Annotated in this window: 24 protein-coding genes; 8 read left to right on the plus strand and 16 right to left on the minus strand. The window is 65.6% G+C overall.

Annotated elements, in window-relative coordinates:
• Positions 1 to 159: 159 nt before the first annotated feature.
• From ACVILH_RS19375 to ACVILH_RS19400, 6 genes are all read right to left on the minus strand, one after another.
• On the minus strand, positions 160 to 501 hold the full coding sequence (locus ACVILH_RS19375; RefSeq protein WP_456714316.1) for a hypothetical protein: 342 nt from the start codon (positions 499 to 501) through the stop codon (positions 160 to 162).
• Positions 502 to 694: 193 nt separating this feature from the next.
• Positions 695 to 2533 carry a metallophosphoesterase gene (locus ACVILH_RS19380; RefSeq protein ID WP_456714317.1) on the minus strand — a complete coding sequence of 613 codons (1839 nt, stop codon included), beginning with the start codon at positions 2531 to 2533 and terminating at the stop codon, positions 695 to 697.
• 105 nt (positions 2534 to 2638) lie between these two features.
• Positions 2639 to 3319: a spermidine synthase gene (locus ACVILH_RS19385; protein ID WP_456714318.1), complete on the minus strand. Its 681-nt coding sequence runs from the start codon at positions 3317 to 3319 to the stop codon at positions 2639 to 2641.
• A 6-nt stretch (positions 3320 to 3325) separates the two neighbouring features.
• Positions 3326 to 4357, minus strand: coding sequence for a GTP 3',8-cyclase MoaA (gene moaA / locus ACVILH_RS19390; protein ID WP_456714319.1), 1032 nt, complete (start codon positions 4355 to 4357; stop codon positions 3326 to 3328).
• Between the two features lie 166 nt (positions 4358 to 4523).
• Complete coding sequence (locus tag ACVILH_RS19395) at positions 4524 to 5006, minus strand: hypothetical protein (protein WP_456717026.1); 483 nt, start codon at positions 5004 to 5006, stop codon at positions 4524 to 4526.
• Positions 5007 to 5280: 274 nt separating this feature from the next.
• Positions 5281 to 5967 (minus strand): HAD hydrolase-like protein, encoded by a 687-nt coding sequence (locus ACVILH_RS19400; protein WP_456714320.1) that lies wholly within the window; start codon positions 5965 to 5967, stop codon positions 5281 to 5283.
• Between the two features lie 167 nt (positions 5968 to 6134).
• On the opposite strand from ACVILH_RS19400, the gene rpiA reads away from it, so the two are divergent.
• The 4 genes from rpiA (at position 6135) to ACVILH_RS19420 (ending at position 10087) form a co-directional block, all read left to right on the plus strand.
• Positions 6135 to 6827: a ribose-5-phosphate isomerase RpiA gene (gene rpiA / locus ACVILH_RS19405; RefSeq protein ID WP_456714321.1), complete on the plus strand. Its 693-nt coding sequence runs from the start codon at positions 6135 to 6137 to the stop codon at positions 6825 to 6827.
• Positions 6828 to 6875: 48 nt separating this feature from the next.
• Complete coding sequence (locus ACVILH_RS19410; RefSeq protein ID WP_456714322.1) at positions 6876 to 7403, plus strand: DUF2059 domain-containing protein; 528 nt, start codon at positions 6876 to 6878, stop codon at positions 7401 to 7403.
• Between the two features lie 30 nt (positions 7404 to 7433).
• Entirely contained in the window at positions 7434 to 8819 is a 1386-nt protein-coding gene (gene gor / locus ACVILH_RS19415; RefSeq protein WP_456714323.1) for a glutathione-disulfide reductase, read from the plus strand.
• Positions 8820 to 9139: 320 nt separating this feature from the next.
• Positions 9140 to 10087 (plus strand): sensor histidine kinase, encoded by a 948-nt coding sequence (locus ACVILH_RS19420; RefSeq protein WP_456714324.1) that lies wholly within the window; start codon positions 9140 to 9142, stop codon positions 10085 to 10087.
• Positions 10088 to 10090: 3 nt separating this feature from the next.
• Here the strand turns inward: ACVILH_RS19420 and ACVILH_RS19425 are convergent, their stop codons facing one another.
• Positions 10091 to 10357 (minus strand): SemiSWEET family sugar transporter, encoded by a 267-nt coding sequence (locus ACVILH_RS19425; RefSeq protein WP_456714325.1) that lies wholly within the window; start codon positions 10355 to 10357, stop codon positions 10091 to 10093.
• A 149-nt stretch (positions 10358 to 10506) separates the two neighbouring features.
• Here ACVILH_RS19425 and ACVILH_RS19430 point away from each other — a divergent pair, with 149 nt between their 5' ends.
• Together ACVILH_RS19430 and ACVILH_RS19435 are read left to right on the plus strand one after the other, a co-directional pair.
• The gene (locus ACVILH_RS19430) at positions 10507 to 10656 is read left to right on the plus strand and encodes a hypothetical protein (RefSeq protein ID WP_456714326.1); all 150 of its coding nucleotides are present in this window, start codon (positions 10507 to 10509) and stop codon (positions 10654 to 10656) included.
• Positions 10657 to 10785: 129 nt separating this feature from the next.
• Entirely contained in the window at positions 10786 to 11799 is a 1014-nt protein-coding gene (locus ACVILH_RS19435) for a zinc-dependent alcohol dehydrogenase family protein (protein WP_456714327.1), read from the plus strand.
• 3 nt (positions 11800 to 11802) lie between these two features.
• Here ACVILH_RS19435 and ACVILH_RS19440 read toward each other — a convergent pair whose 3' ends face one another.
• From ACVILH_RS19440 to ACVILH_RS19475, 8 genes are all read right to left on the minus strand, one after another.
• Entirely contained in the window at positions 11803 to 12534 is a 732-nt protein-coding gene (locus ACVILH_RS19440) for a hypothetical protein (RefSeq protein ID WP_456714328.1), read from the minus strand.
• A gap of 53 nt (positions 12535 to 12587) precedes the next feature.
• Entirely contained in the window at positions 12588 to 13502 is a 915-nt protein-coding gene (locus tag ACVILH_RS19445) for a DMT family transporter (protein WP_456714329.1), read from the minus strand.
• A gap of 354 nt (positions 13503 to 13856) precedes the next feature.
• Entirely contained in the window at positions 13857 to 15029 is a 1173-nt protein-coding gene (locus ACVILH_RS19450) for a M20 aminoacylase family protein (protein WP_456714330.1), read from the minus strand.
• Between the two features lie 205 nt (positions 15030 to 15234).
• Entirely contained in the window at positions 15235 to 15447 is a 213-nt protein-coding gene (locus tag ACVILH_RS19455; protein ID WP_456714331.1) for a hypothetical protein, read from the minus strand.
• Positions 15448 to 15532: 85 nt separating this feature from the next.
• Positions 15533 to 17275, minus strand: a complete 1743-nt coding sequence (locus ACVILH_RS19460) for a CYTH and CHAD domain-containing protein (RefSeq protein ID WP_456714332.1) — start codon at positions 17273 to 17275, stop codon at positions 15533 to 15535.
• 70 nt (positions 17276 to 17345) lie between these two features.
• Positions 17346 to 17489 carry a hypothetical protein gene (locus tag ACVILH_RS19465; protein ID WP_456714333.1) on the minus strand — a complete coding sequence of 48 codons (144 nt, stop codon included), beginning with the start codon at positions 17487 to 17489 and terminating at the stop codon, positions 17346 to 17348.
• Positions 17490 to 17493: 4 nt separating this feature from the next.
• Positions 17494 to 18447, minus strand: a complete 954-nt coding sequence (locus tag ACVILH_RS19470) for an exopolysaccharide biosynthesis protein (RefSeq protein WP_456714334.1) — start codon at positions 18445 to 18447, stop codon at positions 17494 to 17496.
• Positions 18448 to 18465: 18 nt separating this feature from the next.
• Positions 18466 to 19443 carry a TerC family protein gene (locus tag ACVILH_RS19475; RefSeq protein WP_456714335.1) on the minus strand — a complete coding sequence of 326 codons (978 nt, stop codon included), beginning with the start codon at positions 19441 to 19443 and terminating at the stop codon, positions 18466 to 18468.
• 610 nt (positions 19444 to 20053) lie between these two features.
• On the opposite strand from ACVILH_RS19475, the gene ACVILH_RS19480 reads away from it, so the two are divergent.
• The gene (locus ACVILH_RS19480; RefSeq protein ID WP_456714336.1) at positions 20054 to 21001 is read left to right on the plus strand and encodes a lipid kinase; all 948 of its coding nucleotides are present in this window, start codon (positions 20054 to 20056) and stop codon (positions 20999 to 21001) included.
• 65 nt (positions 21002 to 21066) lie between these two features.
• Positions 21067 to 22914, plus strand: a complete 1848-nt coding sequence (gene ftsH, locus ACVILH_RS19485) for an ATP-dependent zinc metalloprotease FtsH (protein ID WP_456714337.1) — start codon at positions 21067 to 21069, stop codon at positions 22912 to 22914.
• A gap of 51 nt (positions 22915 to 22965) precedes the next feature.
• Here ftsH and ACVILH_RS19490 read toward each other — a convergent pair whose 3' ends face one another.
• Positions 22966 to 24681, minus strand: coding sequence for a phospholipase D-like domain-containing protein (locus ACVILH_RS19490; RefSeq protein WP_456714338.1), 1716 nt, complete (start codon positions 24679 to 24681; stop codon positions 22966 to 22968).
• Positions 24682 to 24691: the final 10 nt, after the last annotated feature.

The following is a 24691-nucleotide window of genomic DNA, read 5'->3' on the forward strand; positions in this document are numbered from 1 at the left end:
TGAGCGAACTCATCGGCTGCTATCGGCGCCCGGACAGTTGATATCCGGGCGCCATGTTCACCAGAACAGATGACGATATTGGCTCCCTCGATCGGGACTTAAACAGCGCCGCTCGGGAGAAGGACATCTGGAAGGTCAAGCCGTGTGGAGCTGGTCCTCTTAGTCCCAGCTGAATCCCTTGTCCTTCATGTAGATGTTCTTGACACCTTTACACCAGTCGATCTTGAAATCCTCGGCGCCGTAGTCATCCCAGCTCACACGGAACGGCACCACGCAATTGCCCTGGTTGCTATTCCAGTCCATGCCGATCGATGCTCCCGGCGGCACCTTGGTGGTGTCGAGCCAGTTCTGGCTCCATTGCCCGTCTTGAAAGGTATAAAAGCCGTTGATGGTATAACCGTCCGCCTTGTTGTGCAGACGAAATGCATAGTCGCTGGCGATCGAGGGGGATACGCTTGTGAGCAAGGCGGCGATCGCAAGCGCAAAGTACGTCTTGGGCATTGATGCTCCATTGTTGCGGCTCATTCCGCACGCGGAGTTGTTAGAAACTGCCTTGGTCTGCGTCAACTCCGATCCGGCGCGCCTGCGCGCGGCGCTGCATCCATTTTTGGGTGCATTTTGCGGGTCGTGAGCACCGCCGAGAATCGCGAGGCGGAGAGGTGGCCGTCGTCGACCTCGCTGTCCAGCCCGCTCGTTAAGTCGGGCGCGCGGCCGGCCCCGCTTTGCCGGAGACGACGAACGTCTCGATCAGATGCGGCGCCAACGGTGTCGCGGGGACGAAGCGTGGCTGCTGCGGCTGGCCTTCCCGGTATTGGGAGTTCTCCCGCCACTCGTGACGCTCAGGCACGCGATCGAGGCCGATGGCGTGGACCTGGACGTCGTCGCCCTCGATTCGGAGCCGGAGGAAGTTGTTGTAGTGGCCGATGCGCAGCGCGCTGAAGGCGTCGTTGCGGTTCATGCGCAGCCAGCGGCAGGTGATCAGCATGTTGAGGCCGAAATAGCTGCCTCCGAGCACGAAGCCGACCGGTCCCATCTGCAGAGCGAGCAGGCCGAGCCATGTCCAGAGGCTGTACCACGGATGGCTGGCAGGGAAGGGATCCCCGTTGATCTGCCTGAAGAGGGTGGCGGCCGCGAGCGCGGTGACGATGTGGGCGGCCGCGTGGAGCATGCTCGTGCCGATGACGACCAGCGCCTTCTTGAACTGGATCGGCACGTTTTCCCGGTCGATCTCGTCGAACTCCGTCTTGATGTGACGGCGCCGCCATTTGTTGAAGATGTCGCTGAGCGAGACGTGCTCCTGCCGCGTGGTGTAGCCGACGATGCCTGCGCCGAACGCCAGCGCCACGAGAACGTAGACATCAATCTCGTTGCGCAAACCGACCAGGACGCCGACGACGAAATACACCAGGCCCATGAAGATTGAGAAATCCCAGTTCGTCAGCACGAACCACAGATTGCGCCAGAGCAGCTCGCGGCTGGTGTGCATCGACGGGTAGACGGCGGGTTCGGTGCCGCCATCCTTGGTGGCCAGCGTCAGCGGCACCTTCTTTTCGTTCCAGCGCACGCTGACGTTCTTCTCCAGCTGATGCGTCGGGTGCAGGAACGCGCCGCCGCCGCCCGACGTCACGAATTGCGTGCCGTCCTCGGCGTGATAGCGGCTGTAATGATGGGTGTCGCCGGACAGCAGCAGCGGGATCGTCAGCTCCTTCTTCGCGTTCTTGGCGATCTTCAAGACGTAGTCGACGATCTCCCATGATCGCAAGTTGGTGTCGGTGTAGAGCCAGCCCGGCTCCGCCGTGCACAGGATGATCTTCGATCCTGGCTTGAGCTGGTCCGACTGGGCGACCAGCTTGAAGTAGTCCGCCTGCGGCTGGTCCATATTGTCGGCGAGCTGGATGTCCATCGCCCACAGCCACCAGCTCTCGGTGAGCTGGATCGCGAAATAGCTGCGCTTCTGCTGCGTTCGCCACGAGCCGAAATGGGTCGGCGTCGGCCGGGTGAAATAGGCCAGGAACTGCACCAGCCCGTCATACCAATCATGGTTGCCGGGGATCGCGAACAGCGGAACGCCGTCGTCGTCGCTCTTGTCGTGGTCGGGCGAGGCCCATTGATACGGCTTGCGCAACTGATTGCGGTAGGTCTGCGCGTTGGCAAGCGGATAGACCTCGTCGCCGCCCATGATCAGCATCTCGCCGCGCGGCAGACTCTTGCCGCCAAGCTCCAGCGTCTGGCGGCCGAGCAGGCAGGCCACCGCATAGGTGCTGTCGAAGCCGTCGCCGAGATCGGCGACGAAGTCGATCCAGACCGGGCCCTTCGTCGTCGGACTGAGGCTCCGCGCGAACGCGGTCGCGCGCCTCATATGCTCCTCGGGCGTCACTGTATCGAGCGCGGCGACCATCAGGCGGCGGTCGGCGTATTGGCCGAACATCGCCGACGTCACGACGTTGTTGAGGAGCTTGACGAGCAGCAGCGGATTGAACCAGCGCGTCATCCGCGGATAGGTCTTGGTGTCCCTCAAAAGGTCGACGGTCATGCCAATGAGCCTCGTGGAGAAGGCGAGTCGAAAACAGCTGAAATGAAACGTCGCGAGCTTAACAGGCGACGGTGAGAACTCAACGTGCGGCGTGTGGAGGCGCGTTTACGCCGGCCGCGTGGCAATCCAGATCACGTGACGGGCGCCGCCGCCACCGCGGCCGGTGGCGCGGATCTTGATCTCCTCGGCGGTGAAGCCGGCCTTGCGCAGCCGCGGCGCGAAGCGGTCGTCGGGATGTGACGACCACACTGCGAGCAGGCCGCCGGGACGCAGGGCCGTGAATGCGGCGCGCAGGCCCGAGTGATCATACAGCGCGTCGTTGGACTCCCGCGTCAGGCCCTGCGGGCCGTTGTCGACGTCGAGCAGGATCGCATCATAGCTGCCGCGCGCCGCCGTGATCAGCCTCACGACATCGCCCTCGCGGATGTCGACGCGCGGATCAGCGAGGCTGTCGCCGGACAACTCGGCCATCGGCCCGCGCGCCCAGGCGATCACCGCCGGCACCAGCTCGGCGACGGTGACGCGCGCCTGCGGGCCCAGCACCTTCAGCGCCGCGCGCAGGGTGAAGCCCATGCCGAGGCCGCCGATCAGGAGATGCGGAGCAGGGCGCTCCTTGAGGCGGGCGCAGCTCAACGTCGCCAGCGCTTCTTCCGAGCCGTAGAGCCGGCTGCTCATCAGCTCGTTGGAGCCGAGCTTGATCGAGAACTCACGGCCGCGCTGCATCAGCCGCAGCGGCTCGCCGCCGCCGGGCACCTCTGCGGTGTCGATCAGCTTCCAGGGGAGCACGAGGAATCAGCCGCCGGTCACGCTCATATGCCGGCTGACGCTCGGCCGGTTGTGGCGGCGGTCGATGATGAAGTCGTGACCCTTCGGCTTCAGCCCGATGGCGCGGTCGATCGCATCGCTCAACTGCTCGTCGCTGGCCGAGGCGCGCAACGGCTTGCGCAGATCGGAGGCGTCCTCGTGGCCGAGGCAGGTGTGCAGGGTCCCGGTGCAGGTGACGCGGACGCGGTTGCAGCTCTCGCAGAAATTATGCGTCATCGGCGTGATGAAGCCGATCGTGCCGCCGGTCTCGGCGACGCGCACGTAGCGCGCGGGACCGCCGGTGGTCTCGTCGAGATCGGTCATCGTGTATTTCTGCGCGAGGCGGCTGCGCAGCAGCGACAGCGGCAGGTACTGGTCGATGCGGCCTTCGCCGATCTCGCCCATCGGCATCACCTCGATGAGCGTCAGCGCCATGCCCTTGCCGTGCGCCCAGTCGATCAGCGCGGGGATCTCGTCCTCGTTCATGTTCTTGAGCGCGACGGCATTGATCTTCACCGCAATGCCGGCGGCCTGCGCCGCCTCGATTCCGGCGAGCACGCGGTCGAGATCGCCCCAGCGGGTGATGGTGCGGAACTTGTCGGCATCGAGCGTGTCGAGCGACACGTTGATGCGACGGACGCCGCAATCGGCGAGCTCGGCGGCATATTTGGCGAGCTGCGTCGCATTGGTGGTCATCGTCAGCTCGTTGAGCGCGCCGCTCTTCAGATGCCGCGACAGCGAGCGCACCAGGCCCATGACGTTGCGCCGGACCAGCGGCTCGCCGCCGGTCAGCCGGAGCTTCTTCACGCCCTTGTGGATGAAGGCCGAGCACAGCCGGTCGAGCTCTTCCAATGTCAGCAGGTCGGCCTTCGGCAGGAAGGTCATGTCCTCGGACATGCAGTAGAAGCAGCGCAGGTCGCAGCGATCGGTCACCGAAACGCGCAGATAGCTGATGCGACGGCCGAACGGGTCGGTCATCGGGCGCGTCAGGGCGGTGTCGTCAGACGTCACAACGGTCATGGAGGGCCTTGCACAGGGATCGGCGGCAAGTGGCGGCGATGCCACGAGGCGACCGCGTGAGGCACGCGGCCGGACCTCAATTACAAGGCAATCTAATCATGATCCGCGCGCCTCACAATCGTGGAGGCCGCGCCGTCGTTGCTGCGCTGCACGCAGGCCAGGGAGCTTATTGGCGGGCGGCGCCAGGAATCGGGGCGGGGAATGCGGAGCCGGTGGTCGCCGGCGCTGCGGCGGCCGGAGCCGCGGCGGATTTCTGCGGCTTCGGCTTCTTCGGCCGCATGTGCTTGACGGCCTTCGGCGGCGCGCCGGGCGCCGGCTGCAGCTCGGCGACGACCGGATTCGGATCCATCACCACCGGCGGCGACGAGTTGAAGTCACCGGTGTTACGGATCACCTGAACCGGCACCGTCGCCGGCAGGTATTTGTCCATCGTGAAGGTGACGCTGAAGCCGGCATCGGGCGCCGGCACCTGGACGGTGCAGGGAGTTCGGCACGACGGCCCGAGCGAGGTCTTGGCCTCCGCGCCGGGCGGCACGGACTCGAGCTGCACGGGAACCTCCGGCGCCGCCATCTTGAAGCCGTCCATGGAGAAGGACGAGCAACCGGCCAAGCCGGCTCCCGCAACCGCAATTGCGATGACACGCCGCATCATGATGTCCGCCCCACAACCCTGCGGCCATCGGCCGCAATCCCAAGGCGACCATAGGAGCGTCAGAACAGCGGCGCAACTGTGGTCAACCCTATTCTCAACAGAACGTTAAAGTTCCGGGACGTGTGTCTTTTTATTGCTGGGACAGAGAGTTAGGCCGTCATCCGGCAGTCGAATGGGAGGTGGCTTCAAAGTCACTTGCAACGCCAGATCGCGAGCTCGCCGGGGCAGGAGTCCGGCGCCTCGGGCTAGATGCAAGGCCGACGCGCTTCGCTCAGCCGATCTTGAGCGCCGGCCCGAGGGTTGCGACCGCGGCCGGCAGCTCGCGCATGTGATCGATCAGGTGGTCCGGGTTGAGCTCCGCGATCGGCACATCCGTATAGCCAAAGGTGCAGCCGATCACGGGGACGCCGGCCCGCCGCGCGGCGCCGACATCGGTGCCGGCATCGCCGACCATGATCGCGGCGCCGATCTCGCCGCCCGCCTGCGCAATGGTCTGGCGCAGGATCACGGGATCCGGCTTGGCGACGCCGAACGTGTCGGCGCCGCAGATCGCGGCGAAGCGGGAGGACAGCCCGAGCTGGTCGAGCAGCCGCTTGGACAGCCATTCCAGCTTGTTGGTGCACACCGCAAACTGGCAGCCGCGACCGGCGAGCTCGTCGAGCGCCGCCTCCAGCCCCTCGAACGGGCGCGATTCGATCGCAATGTTCTCGGCGTAGAAGGCGATGAAATCGGCCGTGAGACGGTCCATGTCCGACGGGCTGGCGAAGCGGCCCTCGGCTTCGAGGCCGCGCTCGAGCAGCTTGCGTGCGCCATGCCCGATCATCTTGCGAGCGGAGGCCAGCGGAACCGGCCGCAGCCCTTCGCGCTGCAGGATGTGGTTCAACGCGTTGATGAGGTCCGGCGCCGTGTCGACCAGGGTGCCGTCGAGATCGAAGACGATGGTGCTCGCGATGCGCATCGGTATCCGCTACCGGTCGCTCCGCGCCCTTGCAAGGGCTCGCACCCGCTTTTTGTCCGATTTCGTGACCGCCGGGAGCTAGGCCCCGCGGCAAAACATCGCTAGATATGCGCCGGCTTTCGGCCCCCGCCCGGGGGCCCATCCGAGGGGCGGGTGTCTTGGTCGACATGGACGCATTGAAACGGCAGGCGGCGGCGCGCGCGCTGGAGGAGGTCGAGAGCGGCATGCGGCTCGGCCTCGGCACCGGCTCGACCGCCAAGCATTTCGTCGAGCTGCTCGGCGAGAAGGTCCATGCCGGCCTCAAGATCGTGGGCGTGCCGACCTCCGAGGCGACGCGGGCGCAGGCCGAGGCCTGCGGCGTGCCGCTGACGACGCTCGACGAGATCGACCGGCTCGACATCACCATCGACGGCGCCGACGAGATCAATCCGGCACTCGACCTGATCAAGGGCGGTGGCGGCGCGCTGTTGCGCGAGAAGATCGTCGCCAGCGCCTCTGGTCGCATGATCGTGATCGCGGACGAGACCAAATGGGTGCCGCGGCTCGGCCGCTTCCCGTTGCCGATCGAGGTGATCCCGTTCGGACTCGCCGCGACGCAGCGCGAGATCAGCGAGGCCTTCGCCAAGGCCGGCGTGTCCGGGCCGATGAGCTTGCGCAAGTCCGCAGATGGCCACGTTTTCGTCACCGATGGCGGCCACTGGATTGTCGACGTTCGCCTGGGGGAGATCGAGGATCCCCCGCGTCTGGCGAGCCTTTTGAGCGCAATTCCGGGCGTGGTGGAGCACGGGCTGTTCATCGGCCTCGGCAGCACGGCGATCCTGGCAGGCGCACAGGGAATTCGCGTTATCCAGCGGCCTTGAGCGCAGCACGACCTGCGCTTTGGGCCGCAATCTCACAGGAGACTTGGAATGAAGAGCGTGTTCAGAATCTTGCCGGCCGCCGGCATCGTGCTGGCCTTGGCCTCGGCGAGCCCGGCTGCCGCGCAGGCGCAGGCCCAGCCGCCGGCGCTGAAGCCGGCCTCGGCCGCCTGCATGGCCGGCGCGCGCGAGATTCTGGCGATGAAGAACGCGGCTGCGATGTACGCCAACGCCGTCCCGGGCATCGTGCAGCAGACCAAGCAGGCGCTGCTGCAGTCCAATCTCAACTATCAGAAGGACCTCGACGAGGTCGCCGTGATGGTCGCCCAGACCTATGCCGGCAAGGAGAAGGAGATCGGCGAGAAGATGGCGCAGATCTACTGCAACGAGTTCAGCGATGCCGAGATCGCCAACCTCGTCACCTTCTACAAGTCGCCGATCGGCCAGAAGCTGCTTGCGGCGGAGCCCAAGGCGATCCAGATGAGCATGCAGTCGATGAACCAGTGGGCTGCGGAGTTCTCGGACACGGTGACCGCGCAGTTCCGCGCCGAGATGCGCAAGCGCAACAAGCCTATCTGAAGCTGGTTGCAAGGACAGGTCGGGGGAGAGATGGCTGAATTCGACGTCGACCTGTTCGTGATCGGTGGTGGCTCGGGGGGCGTGCGCGCCGCCCGCATTGCGAGCGGCTATGGCGCCCGCGTCATGGTCGCCGAGGAATATCGTATGGGCGGCACCTGCGTGATCCGCGGCTGCGTGCCCAAGAAGCTGTTCGTGATCGGCTCGCATGTCCGCCAGGAGATCGCCGACGCTGCCGGCTTCGGCTGGACGATTCCGCAGGTCTCGTTCGACTGGAAGACGCTGATCGCCAACAAGGACAAGGAGATCGCGCGGCTCGAGGCGGCCTACACCGCCAATGTCGAGAAATCCGGCGCCAAGGTCGTCAAGACCCGCGCCGTGCTCGAGGACGCGCACACGGTGCGGCTCGCCACCGGCGAGACTGTCCGCGCCAAATACATCCTGATCGCGACCGGCGGCGCGCCCAACCACGGCACGCCGATTCCCGGCATCGAGCACGTCATCTCCTCCAATGAGGCATTCCACCTCGAGGAGCTGCCGCGCCGGATCGTGATCCAGGGCGGCGGCTACATCGCGCTCGAATTCGCCTGCATCTTCGCCAATTTCGGCTCCGACGTCACCGTCATCTATCGCGGCGACAACATCCTGCGCGGCTTCGACGAGGATGTCCGCAAGCATGTGCGCAGCGAGATGGAGAAGGAAGGCATCACCATCCTCACCGGCTGCACGGTGACCAGCGTCGACAAGCACGGCAAGGACTACACGACGCATCTGTCGAACGGCTCCAGCATTGCCTCCGACAAGGTGATGTTCGCGATCGGCCGCCATCCGGCGGTCGCCAATCTCGGCCTCGAGAAGGCCGGCGTCGCGATCAATCCGCGCAATGGCGGCATCGCCGTCGATGCATTCTCGCAGAGCTCGGTGCCGAGCATCTACGCGATCGGCGACGTGACCCATCGCTTCAACCTGACGCCGGTCGCAATCCGCGAGGGTCATGCCTTCGCCGATACCGTGTTCGGCGGCAAAAGCGTGCGCGTCGATCACGCCGACATCCCGACCGCCGTGTTCTGCCAGCCCGAGGTCGGCACCGTCGGCCTGACCGAGACCCAGGCGCGCGAGATGTACGACCGCGTCGACATCTACAAGACCACGTTCCGGCCGATCAAGGCGACGATGTCCGGCCGCGATACGCGCGTGCTCATGAAGCTCGTCGTCGACGGGACCAGCGACCGCGTGCTCGGCTGCCACATCGTCGGTGACATGGCCGCCGAGATCACGCAGGCCGTGGCCATCGCCATCAAGATGAAGGCGACCAAGGCCGATTTCGACGCCACCGTCGCGCTACATCCCTCCGCCGCCGAGGAGCTCGTCACGATGCGCACGGTGACCGAGCGGCACGTCCGGCAGGCGGCCGAGTAGGGCGCGTCGATTCTCATCTGATGAGGAAGATGATGGCCGCCGTCCACCAACGGCGGGTCCCGCGAACTCTCGCGGCGGTTTGGAAAGCTGAACTCGCATCTCAATTGCGCGCGCGGGTGCCAGCATCGCGGCTTTGCCCGTCCTGGCCGTGCCTGCTGGTGTCGCAATGAGTAACGGAATTGCTTCCTGCTGCGGCAGCGCCAAGTTCCATCTGGCGCAACGCGCCGCGCTAAACGCAACTACTCAGGAAAAGTTCCAAAAATTTCGCCGCCGGGCGGCAGTTCCTTCGGCTTGTTCCCATGGGCACCTGGCGATAGAGGTTGATCTCGGGGTCAATCGTGCGCGTGGGTCAGAGTTTCTCAAGCTGGATTGTTCGACGCAGGCCGTGGTCGCCAACCACGTTTCTGCTCACGATCCTTGCCGTGGCCGTTTCCGCTGCCTCTCGCTTCGGGTTGGATGTCGCCGGTTCGACGCTGTCCTATGCGCCGTTCTTTCCGGCCGTGTTGTGTGCAACCTTGCTCGGCGGGCTGCCGGCGGCGGTATTTGCCGCCTGGCTGTCGGCAGCCGTCGTGCTGATCGGCTTCACCGATCGGCCCGGCCACGAGGAGGTCGTCAATCTCATCGGGTTCCTCGCGGCATCAGCGCTGGTGATATTGCCCGCCAATCTCTGTCGTGCATCGCTGATCGAGCTGAAGCGCAACGAGCATGCGCGCGAGCTGCTGCTGGGTGAGCTCAGACACCGCGTCAACAATCAGCTCGCGGTGTTCCAGTCGATCGTGCGATCGAGCCTCTCGGGCGAGGATCATCAGAAGGGCGAGGCGATCGCGCTCAGGCTCGATGCGGTCGCGCGCGCCAATACGCTCGCCTGGTCGAGCCAGCGCGTGATGACCCTGCGCATGCTGGTGGAGGCCGAGCTCCAGGCCTATCGGGCATCCGGCGCAGTGACGGTGGATGGACCCGACATCCCGCTGGGCCCGGAGGCGGGACGCAATCTCGCGCTGGTGTTTCATGAGCTCGCGACCAATGCCGTCAAATACGGCGCCTTGCGCGGCGATGGCGGACGGCTCGAGGTGCAGCTTGCGCAGGAGGCGGGGCGCAGCCTCGTGACCTGGCGCGAGCTGTGCCGCGACGCGGTCGCGCCGCCGCTCGGAGAGGGGTTTGGCACCCGGATGATCCGAGCAAGCCTGGCCGCGATCGGCGGCAGCATCGAGCAGGACTATCGCGACGGCGGCTTGCTGTGCCGCATCAGGTTCGAGGCTGACGTGTAAGGATCAGCTCCGCCTGATGTCGCGGATCTTGAAGGCGAGCAGCGCGATCACGAGGCTCAGACCGAGCAGATTGGCGATGATCACGACGATGTCGCTCCGTATCAGCCCATAGGCGACCCAGAGCGCAAGGCCGCCGCCAAGCGCAACCAGCGTCTTGACGGAGAGATCGCCGGTCGCGCCCTTCGGATAAGCCTTACGAACCTGCGGGATGTAGGACAGCGATGTCAGCGCCGCAGCGACGAGGCCGATGCCATAGCCAAGCTGTTCCATGCGCGACGCGGTTGTCCTCTCGGCATCCACTCAGCGGCGTGAACGTCCATGACGCTGCGCCGTTCCTCGAGTCGCTCGGTTCCATGAGCGAGACATCATCGGATGGTCGTCATCATGAAACGTGTGCTTGGCTGCGACGTATGTCATCAATGGACCGACGTGACATGATCCTGATGGCCGCCCTGCTGCTGATCTCCGTGGTGATGACTTTGGTGGGGACGGAGTATGTGCTCGATCATGTCGTGATGCCCTTGATCGACGACGGCAGCCTGCCAAGTCCGGCTTCGCCCGCCCGCTAGTGGCATTGGGCGTCCTCGTGCTTTGTCCGCCGTGCGGAACGAGGCGCGGCTTGATCATCGCTGCGAAACGCTCCACCATCGGTGAGCACTGCGCGAACAACGGCGTGGGCCGAGGGCAGGAGACTTCCGATGCGATGCTACGAGCTGCAGGGGCCGGGCGGGATCGACGCGCTGGCGCTGGTCGACAAGCCGGTACCACAGCCCGCGCGCGGCGAGGTGCTGGTGCGGATCACGGCCGCGAGCATCAACTATCGCGATCTCCTGACCGTCAGGGGCGGTTACGGCTCCAAGCAGAAGTTTCCGCTGGTGCCGTTGTCGGACGGCGCCGGCGTGGTCGAGGCGGCAGGCGAGGGCGTCGTGGCTTTCAAGGCGGGCGACCGCGTCACCGGCAGCTTCTTCGAAAGCTGGACCGGCGGCGAGCCGAGCGAGAGCAAGATGCGCGCGGCACTCGGCGGTGCGGTCGACGGCACGCTGACGGAATACCGCATCTTTCCGGCGCATGCGCTGGTGAGGACGCCGGCCCATCTCAGCGACATCGAGGCCGCGTGTCTGCCATGTGCCGGCGTCACCGCCTGGAGCGCTGTCGTCAAGCTCGGCGGCATTCGGCCGGGCCAGACGGCGCTGACGCAGGGCACGGGCGGCGTCTCGATCTTCGCACTCCAGATCGCGAAGATGGCCGGCGCGCGTGTGATCGCGACATCGTCGAGCGAGGCCAAGATCGCGCGGCTGAAGGACCTCGGCGCGGATGTTACGCTCAACTACAAGACCACGCCGGATTGGGGCAAGCAGGCGCGCGAGATCACCAGACAGGGCGTCGATCTCGTCGTGGAGGTCGGCGGCGTCGGTACGCTCAACGAATCCATCCGCGCGACGAAGATCGGCGGCACCATCGCCTTCATCGGCGTGCTCGCCGGCGCGGCCGCCTCGGAACTGCGGCTGCCCTTGATGGTGATGCAGCAGCAGCGGCTCCAGGGCGTCACCGTCGGCTCAGCCGACGATCTCCAGGCGCTGGCGAACGCGCTGGCGCTGCATCAGGTGAAGCCGGTGGTCGATCGCGTCTTCCCGTTCACCGAGGCCCGCGAGGCGTTCCACTACATGTCGAGCGGCGCACATCTCGGCAAGGTTGCGATTGCGCTTCGGTGATGGCTAGCGGCGGGGCGGCACGCGGTGCTGCTTCGGCAGCTTGAGCTGCCAGCGGCCATTGATGCGCTCGACGGCAGCCGGGAACGGCTTCATCTCGTTGCCGACCCTGAAGGTTGCGACGAGCTTGACGCGATCGTCGCCGTCCCATCCGGCGAACTCGTACAGCGTGTCGTCGTCGTCAGGGGTGAGATAGGACCAGCCGCCTTGTTTGAGGTCGAACGGCGCGGCGACGATGTCCATGCCGTTGCCGCAGCCGGACGGACCGATGCTGGAGCAGACGGAAAACAGCCAGCGATGGCTCGGCGAATAATGCGGCGGTGAATGGACCTTGGTCTCGATGCCGCGATTGAGCCGCAGCAGCATCCATTGCACCCCTTCCGAATAGCCGATCTCGATCAGCAGGAGTTCGTGCTCCGGGAAGTAGCCGACGAGCTTGTATTCGACCGAGTCGTCCTCGTGGCCGGGCAGATCATCCGGCAGCCGCGTCACGTAACTGCGGGTAAAGCCGTCCTTGAACGTGATCTCCAGCGCCTTGCCGTTGCGTCGGACGACGCCCTTGAGCTGATCAAGGCAGGCCTGCTCGTCGCGATCGAGATCGGCCTTGCCGGTATCGCCCTCGCAGCGGCCATCCTGCGACGGATGCTCGGACATCGCGTAGGGGATCTCGGCCCATGCCGCAGCAGGACCGATCGCGGTCGCCAGCGCGACGAGAACCGTGATGAAGATGTGCTGCATTTGAACGATCCAGCGTTGCCGTCCCCGGTTCAAAGCAGTGCTGGCGGGGGCGGTCAACCTTTGGCTGGATGATCCGCTGTCGACCGACGCGCCGGCAACGTCATCGCGATGACCCCGATGACGATGCAGGCGAGCCCGATCCAGACGGTGGGCGCGAGCTGCTCGCCGAGACTGGTGACGGCGATGGCCACGCCGATCGGCACCCGCAGATAGGATTGCGCGGTGGCGCCGATCGAGCCGAGCGTCTGCACCAGGCGGAAATAGATCACCATGGCAGCGGCGGTCGACACCGTTGCGAGCGCGATCAGCGCCAGCACCGAGCACGACGACGGCATGAGCGTCCAGGGATGGTCGATCAGAACCGCGAGCGGGGTCAGGATCGCGGCGCCGGAAAGCAATGAGCCGGCCGCCGGCAGCATCGGGTCGAGTCCCTTGAAGCCCTTTCCGACGATCGCAGCACCCGCATAGCAGATGGTCGCCGCGACGATCGCGCATTGCGCCCAGAACTGCTGGCCGAGCCCGTGCAGGGCCTCGACGCCGACGATCAGGCAGGTGCCGGCGAGGCCTGCGATGACGCCGACGAGCTTGCGCCAGGTGACCGGCTCATGCCGCGTGACCAGCACGGTCAGCAGGAAAGTGAAGATCGGCGAGGTCGCGTTCAGGATCGTGGCGAGGCCGGCCTCGACGCTGCGCTCGGCCCAGGCGATCAGCGTGAAGGGGATGACGCTGTTGAGGCCGGCCTGGACCAGGAAGCGCAGCCACGTGGCGCGCTCGGGCGGCCAGACGAGCCCGCGGCCGCTGATGATCGCCGCGAGCAGGACGCCAGCGATGAGCGTACGCGCCGAGATCAAGGTCAGCGGCGGGATGGTTTCGACGCCGATCTTGATGAAGGTGTAGGAGGCACCCCACAAGGTGGAGAGCAGCAGCAGGAGGGCGAGTTCGCGGGTGAGGTCGGAGCGGCGCTGCATGAGGGCCTCGCGGGCGGAGAAGGATGTCCTTCTAGCCGCGAAGCCGTGCCCGACGTTTCGATGCGGACCGAACCGTTCTCTTGGGTGCATCAAGCGCACGACATTGCGGCCGGTGCGCGGAGCCCCTGGATCGCTTCGCTTGCGCTCGCGATGACGGAGCCTGGAGAGCCGGTGGTGTCCGCCACGCCGTCATTACGAGCGCAGCGAGGCAATCCAGACTGCTCATTCAGGCCGTAGGGTGGGCAAAGGCGCGAAGCGCCGTGCCCACCGTCTCGCGGCCGAGCATGCCGCTCGAAGGTGGGCACGCTGCCGCCTTTCGGCGGCCGCTTTGCCCACCCTACGTGTCATGAGTGATCAGTTCGCCGGCATGCTCTTCTCGACGAGCTTCACCCAGTAGGACGCGCCGGCGCTGAGGATGTTGTCGTTGAAGCGGTAGGCCGGGTGGTGGCACTCGTTGCCCGGGCCCATGCCGATGAAGACGAAGGCGCCGGGGCGGGCTTCGAGCATGAACGCGAAATCCTCGCCGCCCATCAGCGGAATGGCGCGGTCGTTGACGCGCTCGCTGCCCGCGACGTCGCGGGCAACGTCGGCAGCGAACGCAGCCTGCGCCGGGTGGTTCATCGTCACAGGATATTTGCGCTCATAGATCGCCTCTGCCGTGCCGCCATAGGCGCGCGCAGTTGCCTCGGCGACCTCGACGATGCGCTTCTCGACGAGATCGCGGATCTCCGGATCGAGCGTGCGGACGGTGCCGAGCATCTCGACGGTCTCGGGGATGACGTTGAAGGTGGTGCCGCCATGAATCGAGCAGATCGAGATCACAGCCGACTTCAACGGATCGACATTGCGGGCGACGATCGACTGCAGCGCGTTGACGATCTGCGAGGCGATCAGGATGCTGTCGACCGCCTTGTGCGGGCCGGCGCCGCCATGGCCGCCCTTGCCGGTGACCTTGATGTGGATCGCATCGGCCGAGGCGAGCATCGCGCCCGGCGAGATCTCGAAATGGCCTTCCGGCACGCCCGGCATATTGTGCATGCCATAGACCTCCTGGATGCCCCAGCGGGTCATCAGGCCGTCATCGACCATCGCCTTGCCGCCGGCGCCGCCTTCCTCGGCCGGCTGGAAGATGACCACCGCGGTGCCGTCGAAATTGCGCGTCTCGGCGAGATGCTTTGCGGCGCCCAGCAGCATCGCGGTGTGGCCGTCATGGCCGCAGGCATGCATCAGGCCCGGCGTCTTGGAGGCGTAGGGCACGCCCGAGGTTTCCTCGATCGGCAGCGCATCCATGTCGGCGCGCAGGCCGATGGTCTTGCCGGAGCCTGCGTTGCGGCCGCGGATCACGCCGACCACGCCGGTGCGGCCGATGCCGGTCACGACCTCGTCGCAGCCGAATTCGCGCAGCTTGTCCGCGACGATGCCGGCGGTGCGATGCACCTCGTACAGCAGCTCTGGGTTTTCATGGAAGTCGTGGCGCCACGCGGCCATTTCGTCGGAGAGCGCGGCAATGCTGTTGATGATGGGCATGAGGAAAGAACTGCTCGCTGATGGATGTCGACGCCGCGGCAGACGCGGCCCGAACGGCCGCGCATCGACCGCGCGATGGCCAGACTATGGCCCGCGCCAAATATCCCGGCAAGCGGCGTCCGGCCATGGTGCCATGCAGGGATGCGCCGCACGTCGTGGCAGAATTGCTTCATGGCAGGACGTTCCGGATTCCGGAACGTCCTTGTCAGGCGAAGCAGGGCGGCGTCGGCACGCGCGGATATTTGTGCTCGGGGGCGACCTCGAGACGGAAAGCCCGCAGCTTCGGCTCGTCCCATGCCACCAGCGGCGTGCCGCAGACGCCGCAATCAAACCGTCCGGCGGCGCCGATGACGGACGTCGATTCCGCGATCTCGTAGGCCGCACGGCAATGAGGACAGGTCACGCTGGATATCTTCATGGGTTTCATCCTGACATGCATCACGGTCGCAGGACTTGAACCAGATCAATGCGGATTTGGATCCAGCGGAACCAGAGCCGACGGATCACGCCTCCTCGGGCTGCCAGGGCGTCGGCGTCTTCGAGAAGGCGCGCCACGCCTCGCGCAGCGGCTCCTCGATACCCGCCATCGCATGCGCATGCCAGCCGGTGATCGCGGCGGCGGCGATCGCCGCGTCCGTCGAGGTCGTGCCGAGGCTGTCGATGACGCCGGACGTCACGGCCATGTCGTTGTAGTGGCCGAGCTGCTCCTGCAGGCCGGCGAGCGACTTGGCATATCTCCTGGCCGGTTTGCTTCCAGCATACAGCGGCAGCAGGAAGTCGATGCTGTAGCGCAGCTTCTTCAGCGCGAGCCGCATCCTGTGACGTTTTTCCGCCGGCAGCTTCTTGAAGCGCCGGCCGCGCTTCAGCACCTTCTGATGCCGCTCCGACAGAACGTGTCCGGCGAAGTCAATGGCGGGTCCCGCGAGCCGACCGAGTTCATCGGGAGAGACATCATTGCGCCAGCTGCGGGTTGCGATCCAGCCGCCGAGCCCGAGCACGAACGAGGTGCAGCGGCGTTCGGACAGCGCAATACGCAGCTTGCGATAGGCGAGGTCGCGGTGCCGTTCCGCAAGCTCGCGCAAAGTGTCGAAGCCGGCGACGGTCGGACACGCCTCCGCGATCTCCGGAAGCGTCTGCGTCAGGAAGACGTCGAGATCGCGCGCGGTGCCCAGATTCTGCGCCAGCCAGCGCGCATCGGATTCCAGGCCGTCGAGCGTCGACGAGGTGCCGAGCGGCCGCATCAGATGCAGCGCGGCGCGCAGGCGGCGCAGCGCGACCCGCAGCTGATGCACGCCTTCCGGATCGCGGCCGTCCTCCGCCGCGGGCATCGCCTGCAGCATGTGATGGAAGCTGCCGCGCAGGATGACGGCGAAGGCTTCGTCGAGCGAGACCGCCGGGTCGAGCGCCTGCTTGCGCGGCTTCTCCGCGCCGGGCGCGCGGCCGGATGCGAGGTCGAAGCCGCGGGCCGATTTGCTGCGGATCGTCGGACGCACTGGGCCATGTTCGCTGAGCCGCAGCGCGACGTCATAGATCGCCGTGGGATCGCCGCTCTTCAGCTCCAGTTCGATCTCGCTCACGGCTTCGCTGTGATCGCCGGCCGTGATCGTTCCGCTGTCGAAGGCGATCTCGATCGTTGCGCCCGGCAGATCGAGCAGACGGGCGTGGCGATGCACATCCGCGGAGAACACCGGCGCCAGAGATGCATCCGTCAGGACCTCGCGCAGCTCCTCGGGAAGCAGCGCTGTGGCCAGCGTCACGTCGGGCGCGAGCGAGGATACGCTCGCCTCCCACTCGCCGCGCTTGAGCGGATCGTCGCTGTGCTGCGCCTTCACGGTCTGCACGAAGCGTGCGCCGCTCTGGCGGACCCGCAAGGTGAATCCGTTCTTCCACAATGCGTGCTTGGGCGTGTCGTAGTAGACGGATTTGAGATGCTTGCGCGTGCCCTTGTTGCGCGCATGCGCGACAATGATGGGCGCGTTGTGGAAGTCGGCGAGATGATCTTGCGGCACGAGCAGCTTCAGCTCGATCTCTTCGCCCGAGCTCGCTGCTGGATCCGGCAGAGCCGGTGGTGTCGGCTCGGCCGTCGGCAGCGGGGCGTCGGCGTGAGCGACCTGTGCCTCAGATGAAGAAAGGCTCGGGGGCGCGGAAGGGTTCGCCGAGCTGCGGATCGTCTCGTCGGCCGTGCCGGCTACATCAACGGCTCGGTCAACGCCCCGGACCGACGTCGGTGCGTTCGAATCCTGCATGTGTCGATTCTGTAACGGTTTGATGACTGTCATGTCAGATCTAACGCAAGTTAGCGGGATTAGACAGCGGCTATTCTTCCGCGATGTGACGGATCATTGGCATGCCAAGACCTTCGCTTTTATTTTTTCCCGCCATTTCAACGGTAAAATCGATTGCTGCGCCTTTTCGCCTCACGGGAAAATGTTCATCCTGGTGGCCGGCGAGGACCAGCAACAGCTCAGATCTTTCCGGTGAGCATCAGACGGGTCGCAACGAAGATCGCTGCGGCCGCCGTTGCGACGCTCGCGGCTGCAATGAGGCTGCGGCTCCGGCGCGCCACCGCGCGCGAGCGCTCGCGCCGGTCTTGTGACACATCCAATGCGCTGCCGCGGTGACGCCGTTCCCGGACCGTCTGGATCCAGAGGACAAGGGCGATGAGGCCCGCCGCTGACGCAAACACGGTCGACACACCGGCGGCGAAGTCGAGATCGACGCCGATGCTGGCCAGCAACGTCCGCAGCTCGACGGCAAGACGCGCCAGTAGCGTAGCGGCATAGTCTGCGGCGGCGGCGCCGGTGTAGAGCAACACCGCGGTCCAGACGACCGCGGCCGCCGCAATCAGCATCGACAGCAGCACCGCGAGCCCGTCACCCGCCATGAAGCCGATCGCGGCGGCGATCAGCGCCAGCGCCGGCATGACATTGCCCATCGGAATCGGAAGAATGATCGTGACCGCCATCAGCAGCAGCGGCAGTGCCAGCAGCATCCGCGCGGTGCGTCCGGTCAGCCAGACCAGCCGGTCCTCGCGCAGCCCGCGCTCGGCATAGCCGGCCCAGTCGAGCCCGGCGCGGATGATCTTGCGCAGCAGCCGCTGCGGCACCGGCCGGCGGCGCACCGTCTCCGGCAGCCACAGCCGCTCGGCGCCGAACAGGATCTGCAGCGCGACCAGCGCGACGAAGGTGCCGAACACCATGCCGAACGGCCCCGGCAGCGGGATCAGCGCCGGGATCGTCAGCAGCAGCAGAGTCAGTCCGAGTCCCTCGGACTCCAGCCGGTCGAACAGCTCGCCGACCGACGGCTCCTCCGACCGCACGGTGCGCGCGATCGCAAGCAGCCGCCGGCTGATCGGGCCGTTGTGACGGCGCGGCGGGGATGCGACCTCATCGTTCGCTGCGGCATCGTTCATGGACACGCCGTCGCCTCGCGTTGCTCACTTCACCTGCTCGATCGCGGGACGGGTCTTCCACAGCGAGTAGGCGATACCCGCGCCGAGCAGGCCGAAGGTGATGCCGAGCGACAGCGCCGGCGGGAATTTCTCCAGCCCGAGCAGGTCGGCGAGGAAGATCTTCGAGCCGATGAAGATCAGCACCGCAGCGAGCGCCAGCTTCAGATACTGGAAGCGGTCGACCATCGCGGCGAGCGCGAAGTACAGCGCACGTAGGCCGAGGATCGCAAAGATGTTCGAGGTGTAGACCACGAACGGATCGGTCGAGATCGCGAAGATCGCGGGCACGCTGTCGACGGCGAAGATGACGTCGGCGAACTCGATCAGGATCAGCGCCAGGAACAGCGGCGTCATGAACCAGGTCATCTTGCCGCTCGCATCAGGCTGGCGCACGAAGAAGCGCTCCTCATGCAGGCGATCGGTGACGTCGAAGCGGCGGCGCATCCAGTTGAGCGCCGGGTTGGCGCCGACATCATGCGGCTTGTCCTTGAACACCAGCATCTTAACGCCGGTCGCGACCAGGAAGAGGGCGAACACGTAGAGCACCCAGCTCGCCTGCGCGACGATCGCAGCACCCAGGCCGATCATGATCGCACGCAGCACGATGACGCCGACGATGCCCCAGAACAGCACGCGGTGCTGATAGGCGCGCGGGATCGCGAAATAGCTGAAGATCATCGCGATGACGAAGACGTTGTCCATCGCCAACGCCTTCTCGATCGTGAAGGCGGTGAGATAGGCGGTGCCGGCCTCGGCGCCGAGCTGCCACCATACCCAGGCGCCGAACACCAGCGCGAGCATGATATAGACCGCGCTCATCACGAGGCTTTCGCGCACCGAGATTTCGCGCGTCTTGCGGTGGACGATGCCGAGATCGAAGACGAGGAGGGCGAGCACGATTGCAAGAAAGGCGAGCCACATCCAGAGCGGCTTGCCAGCAAACGCGATGAACAGGAATTCCACGACGGGTCCTCTTGATCAAACCGGTGAGATTGATGTCAGGTCCGACATCGTGAGCGCACCGGCAGCTTCACCAGAGGGGCCCGGACCAGGGGTACGCCAAGGACGTATGTGTCTCCGGGGCGGTTTTCAAGACCCCGTCGCTTGAGCCGCGCGTTCAGCAAGATGAATGATCACGATGAACCGGAGGTGCGACAGAGTGTCTGCTGCCTTGCAGCCGTTTGGCCGCGAACTAATTCCAGGGGGCCGGAGATCCGGGCCCCTCTGATAGTCCTGCCAAGGTACTTGCACGACTATGATGTCGGACTCTCTTTCATGCCAGATACCGCTGGCGGTCATTCGCCGTTCGGGGCGCAGCCGGCAGTCCGCGTGTCCGGTTCTCTTGGGAGTTTGACGAGATGCGGCCACACGCGTCGCTTGTAACTATCAGCCGTTGCGGCTTCCGCTTCCGACCATTTCATTCCGACATCGTGCATGACGCAGCTTCCCTGGCATCGGCTCAACCGATGTCGGGCTGCGATCGTGATGGAACCCGCGCGGCCGCTCGGACCTTTGTATGGAACCGGCGCGGAATGATTCGCGGCGGCTGGTATATGGTGTACGGGAGCATGGCGTGAGCGCGGGGGACGATCAGGCATCGATGACGACGGCACGGCCGCCGCGCCAGGGCGTGACGACGCGCCGGCTGCTGATGATCATCAACCGCGGCAGCCGCTCCGGTGGCGAGGCGGCCGGCATTGCCGTGTCGCGGCTGGGCGCTGCGGGCTATGACCTCGTGATCTCGGCGCCGCACAGTCCCCGCGAGGTGTCGCCCTGGATCGAGGCGCATGCCGATGATGCCGAGGCGGTCGTCATTGCAGGCGGGGACGGCAGCCTTAATGCGGCAGCTCCAGCCCTGGTCAAGACCGGCCTGCCGCTCGGCATCATCCCGGCGGGCACTGCCAATGATCTCGCGCGCACGCTCGGCCTGCCCGAGGGCATGGAGGCTGCCGCCGACGTGATCACGGCAGGTCACCGCCGTCAGATCGATCTCGGTGATGTCAACGGCCATCCGTTCTTCAACGTCGCCAGCCTCGGACTGTCCGCCGAGCTCGCGCGGCAACTGACGAAGGAGACCAAGCGGCGCTTCGGCCGGCTCGGCTATGCGATCACCGCGCTCAGGGTGCTCACCAATGCGCGGCCGTTTCGCGCGATGATCGTGTCGTCGGACGGCGCGGTGCGTGTGAAGACCTTGCAGATCGCGGTCGGCAACGGTCGCTACTACGGCGGCGGCATGGCGGTTCGGCACAATGCGGAGATCGACGATTCCCATCTCGATCTCTACTCGCTGGAGATCGGCCGCGTCTGGAAGCTGCTCGCGATGGCCTATGACTTCCGCAAGGGACGCCATGGCCTGTGGCAGGAGGTCCGCGCCTCGCGCGACACGTCGTTCGAGATCCGCACCCGCCGGCCGCGCCCGATCAATGCCGATGGCGAGCTCGTCACCTTCACGCCGGCCCGCTTCTCCGTGCTGCCGCGCGCCGTGACCGTCTTTGTTCCTAAGGCAGAGGCGGGCAACTGACGACAAGCAGCTTGATCCGCACTTTGCGGCCGCTCGTTTTTGACTGATCACATCTTGAGAGACCCATGACCAAGCAGACCCGCTTCAATCTCTGGTACGCTGTCGTCGCGATCTTCGTCGCGATGATGATCCACAATGCGTGGACGAGCTATCGTCAGGTCGCCGTCATTCCCTACAGCCAATTCCAGGACCTGCTGTTGGCCGGAAAGGTGAAGGAGGTCGGCGTCTCCGAGAACTATCTCGAAGGCACGCTGAAAGAGCCGCTGCCCGGCGGACAGACGCGCTTTGCGACCACGCGCGTCGACCAGGAGTTCGCGAAAGAGCTCGCCAAGGCCAATGTGACTTTCACCGGTCGCGTCGAGAGCAACATTCTCGGCGACATCCTCTCGCTGGTGATGCCGATCGCGCTGTTCTTCGGCGTCTGGTACTTCCTGTCGCGGCGGATGATGGGCGGCGCGGGCGGGCTCGGCGGCGGCCTGATGCAGATCGGCAAGAGCAAGGCCAAGGTCTATGTCGAGGCCAACACCGGCGTGCGCTTCGAGGAAGTTGCAGGGGTCGACGAGGCCAAGGACGAGCTGCGTGAGATCGTCGCCTTCCTCAAGGATCCGAAATCCTATGGCCGGCTCGGCGGCCGCATGCCCAAGGGCGTGCTGCTGGTCGGCCCGCCCGGTACCGGCAAGACCTTGCTCGCCAAGGCGGTGGCGGGCGAGGCCGGCGTGCCGTTCTTCTCGATCTCCGGTTCGGAGTTCGTCGAGATGTTCGTCGGGGTCGGTGCTGCACGCGTGCGCGACCTGTTCGAGCAGGCCCGCGCCAAGGCGCCGGCCATCATCTTCATCGACGAGCTCGATGCGCTCGGCCGCGCCCGCGGCATGGGCCCGTTCGCCGGCGGCCATGACGAGAAGGAGCAGACGCTCAACCAGCTCCTGGTCGAGCTCGACGGCTTCGACTCCTCCGTTGGCCTCGTGCTGCTGGCGGCGACCAACCGTCCGGAGATTCTCGACCCGGCGCTGCTGCGCGCCGGCCGATTCGACCGCCAGGTGCTGGTCGACCGCCCGGACAAGCCGGGCCGTATCCAGATCCTGGGCGTGCACCTGAAGAAGGCCAAGCTCGCCGCAGACGTCGACCCCGAGAAGGTGGCGGCGCTGACGCCGGGCTTCACCGGCGCCGACCTCGCCAATCTCGTCAACGAGGCGACCTTGCTCGCGACGCGGCGCGGCGCCAACGAGGTGACGCTCGACGATTTCAACAACGCGATCGAGCGGATCGTCGCTGGCCTGGAGAAGCGCAACCGGCTGCTCAATCCGAAGGAGCGCGAGATCGTCGCCTATCACGAGATGGGCCATGCGATCGTCGCGATGAGCCTGCCCGGCACCGATCCCGTGCACAAGGTCTCGATCATCCCGCGCGGCGTCGGCGCGCTCGGCTACACCATCCAGCGCCCGACCGAGGACCGCTTCCTGATGACCCGCGAGGAGCTGGAGAACAAGATGGCGGTGCTGCTCGGCGGCCGCGCCGCGGAGCTCGTGGTCTACGGCCATCTGTCGACCGGCGCGGCGGACGACCTCCGCCGTGTCACCGACATCGCCCGCTCGATGGTGACGCGCTACGGCATGTCCGAGCAGCTGGGCTCGGTCGCCTATGAGCGCGACAACCAGTCGTTCCTCGCGCCCGGCGCCTCGCGCAGCGCCGACTATGGCGAGGCCGCGGGCGACGCCATCGACACCGAGGTGAGGGCGATCGTGACCGCGTCGCTGGAGCGCACGCGCAAGCTGCTGCAGGACAAGCGCGACGTCCTGGAGCGCGCCGCGCGCAGGCTGCTGGTGAAGGAGACGCTCGACGAGAGCGAGCTCGCCGCCTTGCTCAAGCAGGACCAGCGCGCCGGCGATCTCGTAGCGGCGGCCCAGCCGATGTAGGCCGTGGCGCGACCATCGGCCGGGCCGCCGACCGATGGTCGATGGGTCGTATCAGCGCGTCGTGGGGGCATTGCCCAGGAACAGCCGGCGCCGCAGGGATTTTGGTCCGGGCTTGAAGTGAGCCGGCACCCAATCCTGAGCGTTCTCCCTCAGGAAACCGGAATCCGGGTCCTGCCGGTGCTCGCCCTTGAGCTTCTTGACGATGTATCGCGCATAGAGGTGATCGAACACCCGCATGAACTCACCGAAGTAGATGTCGGCGACGCGGGTGTTGCCGCGGATGACGAGCATGTTCTCGTCGTTCGCCGTCTGCGACGGCTTGCTGAAATTCGCGGTCCCCGTCACCACGACGGGATCATCGCCGAGCGGATCGAGCAGGATGAACTTGTCGTGGATGTACAGGTTCTTGTTGAAGCCGGACAGCTTCTCGCCGAGGAACAGCTCGAAATCGCCGGGCTTCAGGATCGCGCCGGGCGCGATCACTGTGGTCCGCTTCTGAACGACCTCGTCCTCGACCTGCTTCCCGGGATTTTTGTCGAACAGCGCATAACGCAGCACGTTCTCGCCCGCGAACAGCGCCTCCTCGAAGAACGGATCGAGATTGAAGGCGAATGTTATGCAGGCCATCTGCTTGGCGTTCGCCACGAGATCCGCATACCAATGCAGCGTCTGCTCGTCATCCTTGTCGTCGCGGGGAGAATAGAGCGTCAGGATGCGGTCCGCAGGGGGGCGGGAATTGCGCGCAGGGGTCGCTTCTTCCTCGAGGTTCGCAGCCTTCAGCGCGGCCGCCTTCACGTCGGGATCGGCCAGCCGCTCCCAGTAACGCAGGAAGCTCGCCGCGATCTCCTGGTCCCAGATGATGTGGCCGACATTCGAATGGCCGAAAATGCCGCCGGCAGAAATGTTGGTCGATCCGGTCCAGACCGCGATCGGCGTGTCCTTGTGGATCAGGACGATGAACTTGTTGTGGCGAATGCCGGCGCGCGATCGCTGTGGCGTGCAGATCCTGCCGATCCGGGCCTTCTTGATCATCGCCTCGTTGTCTTCTTCGTAGCTCTGCGCCTCATAGCGGATGTCGACGTCGGCTCCGGCGTCCGCGGCGGCCTTGAAGGCGCGGCCGACCGGGAGATAGCGAAACTCGTACAACATCGCGCGCAGTTTGTAGTCGGCGGCATCTTCCTGCGCGGCTCTGCCGATGAACGCCGTGAGCGCCTCGAACAGGCCGCGCGACAGCCAGACCATCGGCTCCGACTGCGGATTGTCCTCATCAAGCTCGACGTCGCCGAACTTTCGCGCAAAGGCCTGAGAGCCCGCTACTCCCCGATTGAAATAGATGTCGTGCGCCGTCTGATCGGTGGCGATGCCGCCTGCCTCTGCCTCGGTGGTGATCCGGACGGTGGTTGCGGAGGCGCGATCGAGCGTCATCAGCTTCGGTTTACCGTAGCAGGGGATCACCGTGAACTCGTAGGTCGTCGCGGGCTTGGCCGTATAGTCGCCCCACTGGAACGACTGAATAGGGTGCTCAGAGGTCGGCACCGGCGTGCCCGGAGCAAGACCTTCGTCCTTGAACTTGAAGCGCTTGATGCCGCGCAGGAAATAGCGTTCGACCGGTTGACCATTTTTGAACTCGACACGCTCGATGGCAAAGCCAAGGAGATCATCGCGTTTGCTTAGTGCGGCCTCGGCGAAATCCCACCCAAGGGTGACGACATGAAGCCCGCCGATCGCTCGCACATTTAGAACTGATCCGGATTGACTATGGCGCATGAGCGTCCTC

Source organism: Bradyrhizobium sp. USDA 4353 (genome assembly GCF_054063215.1).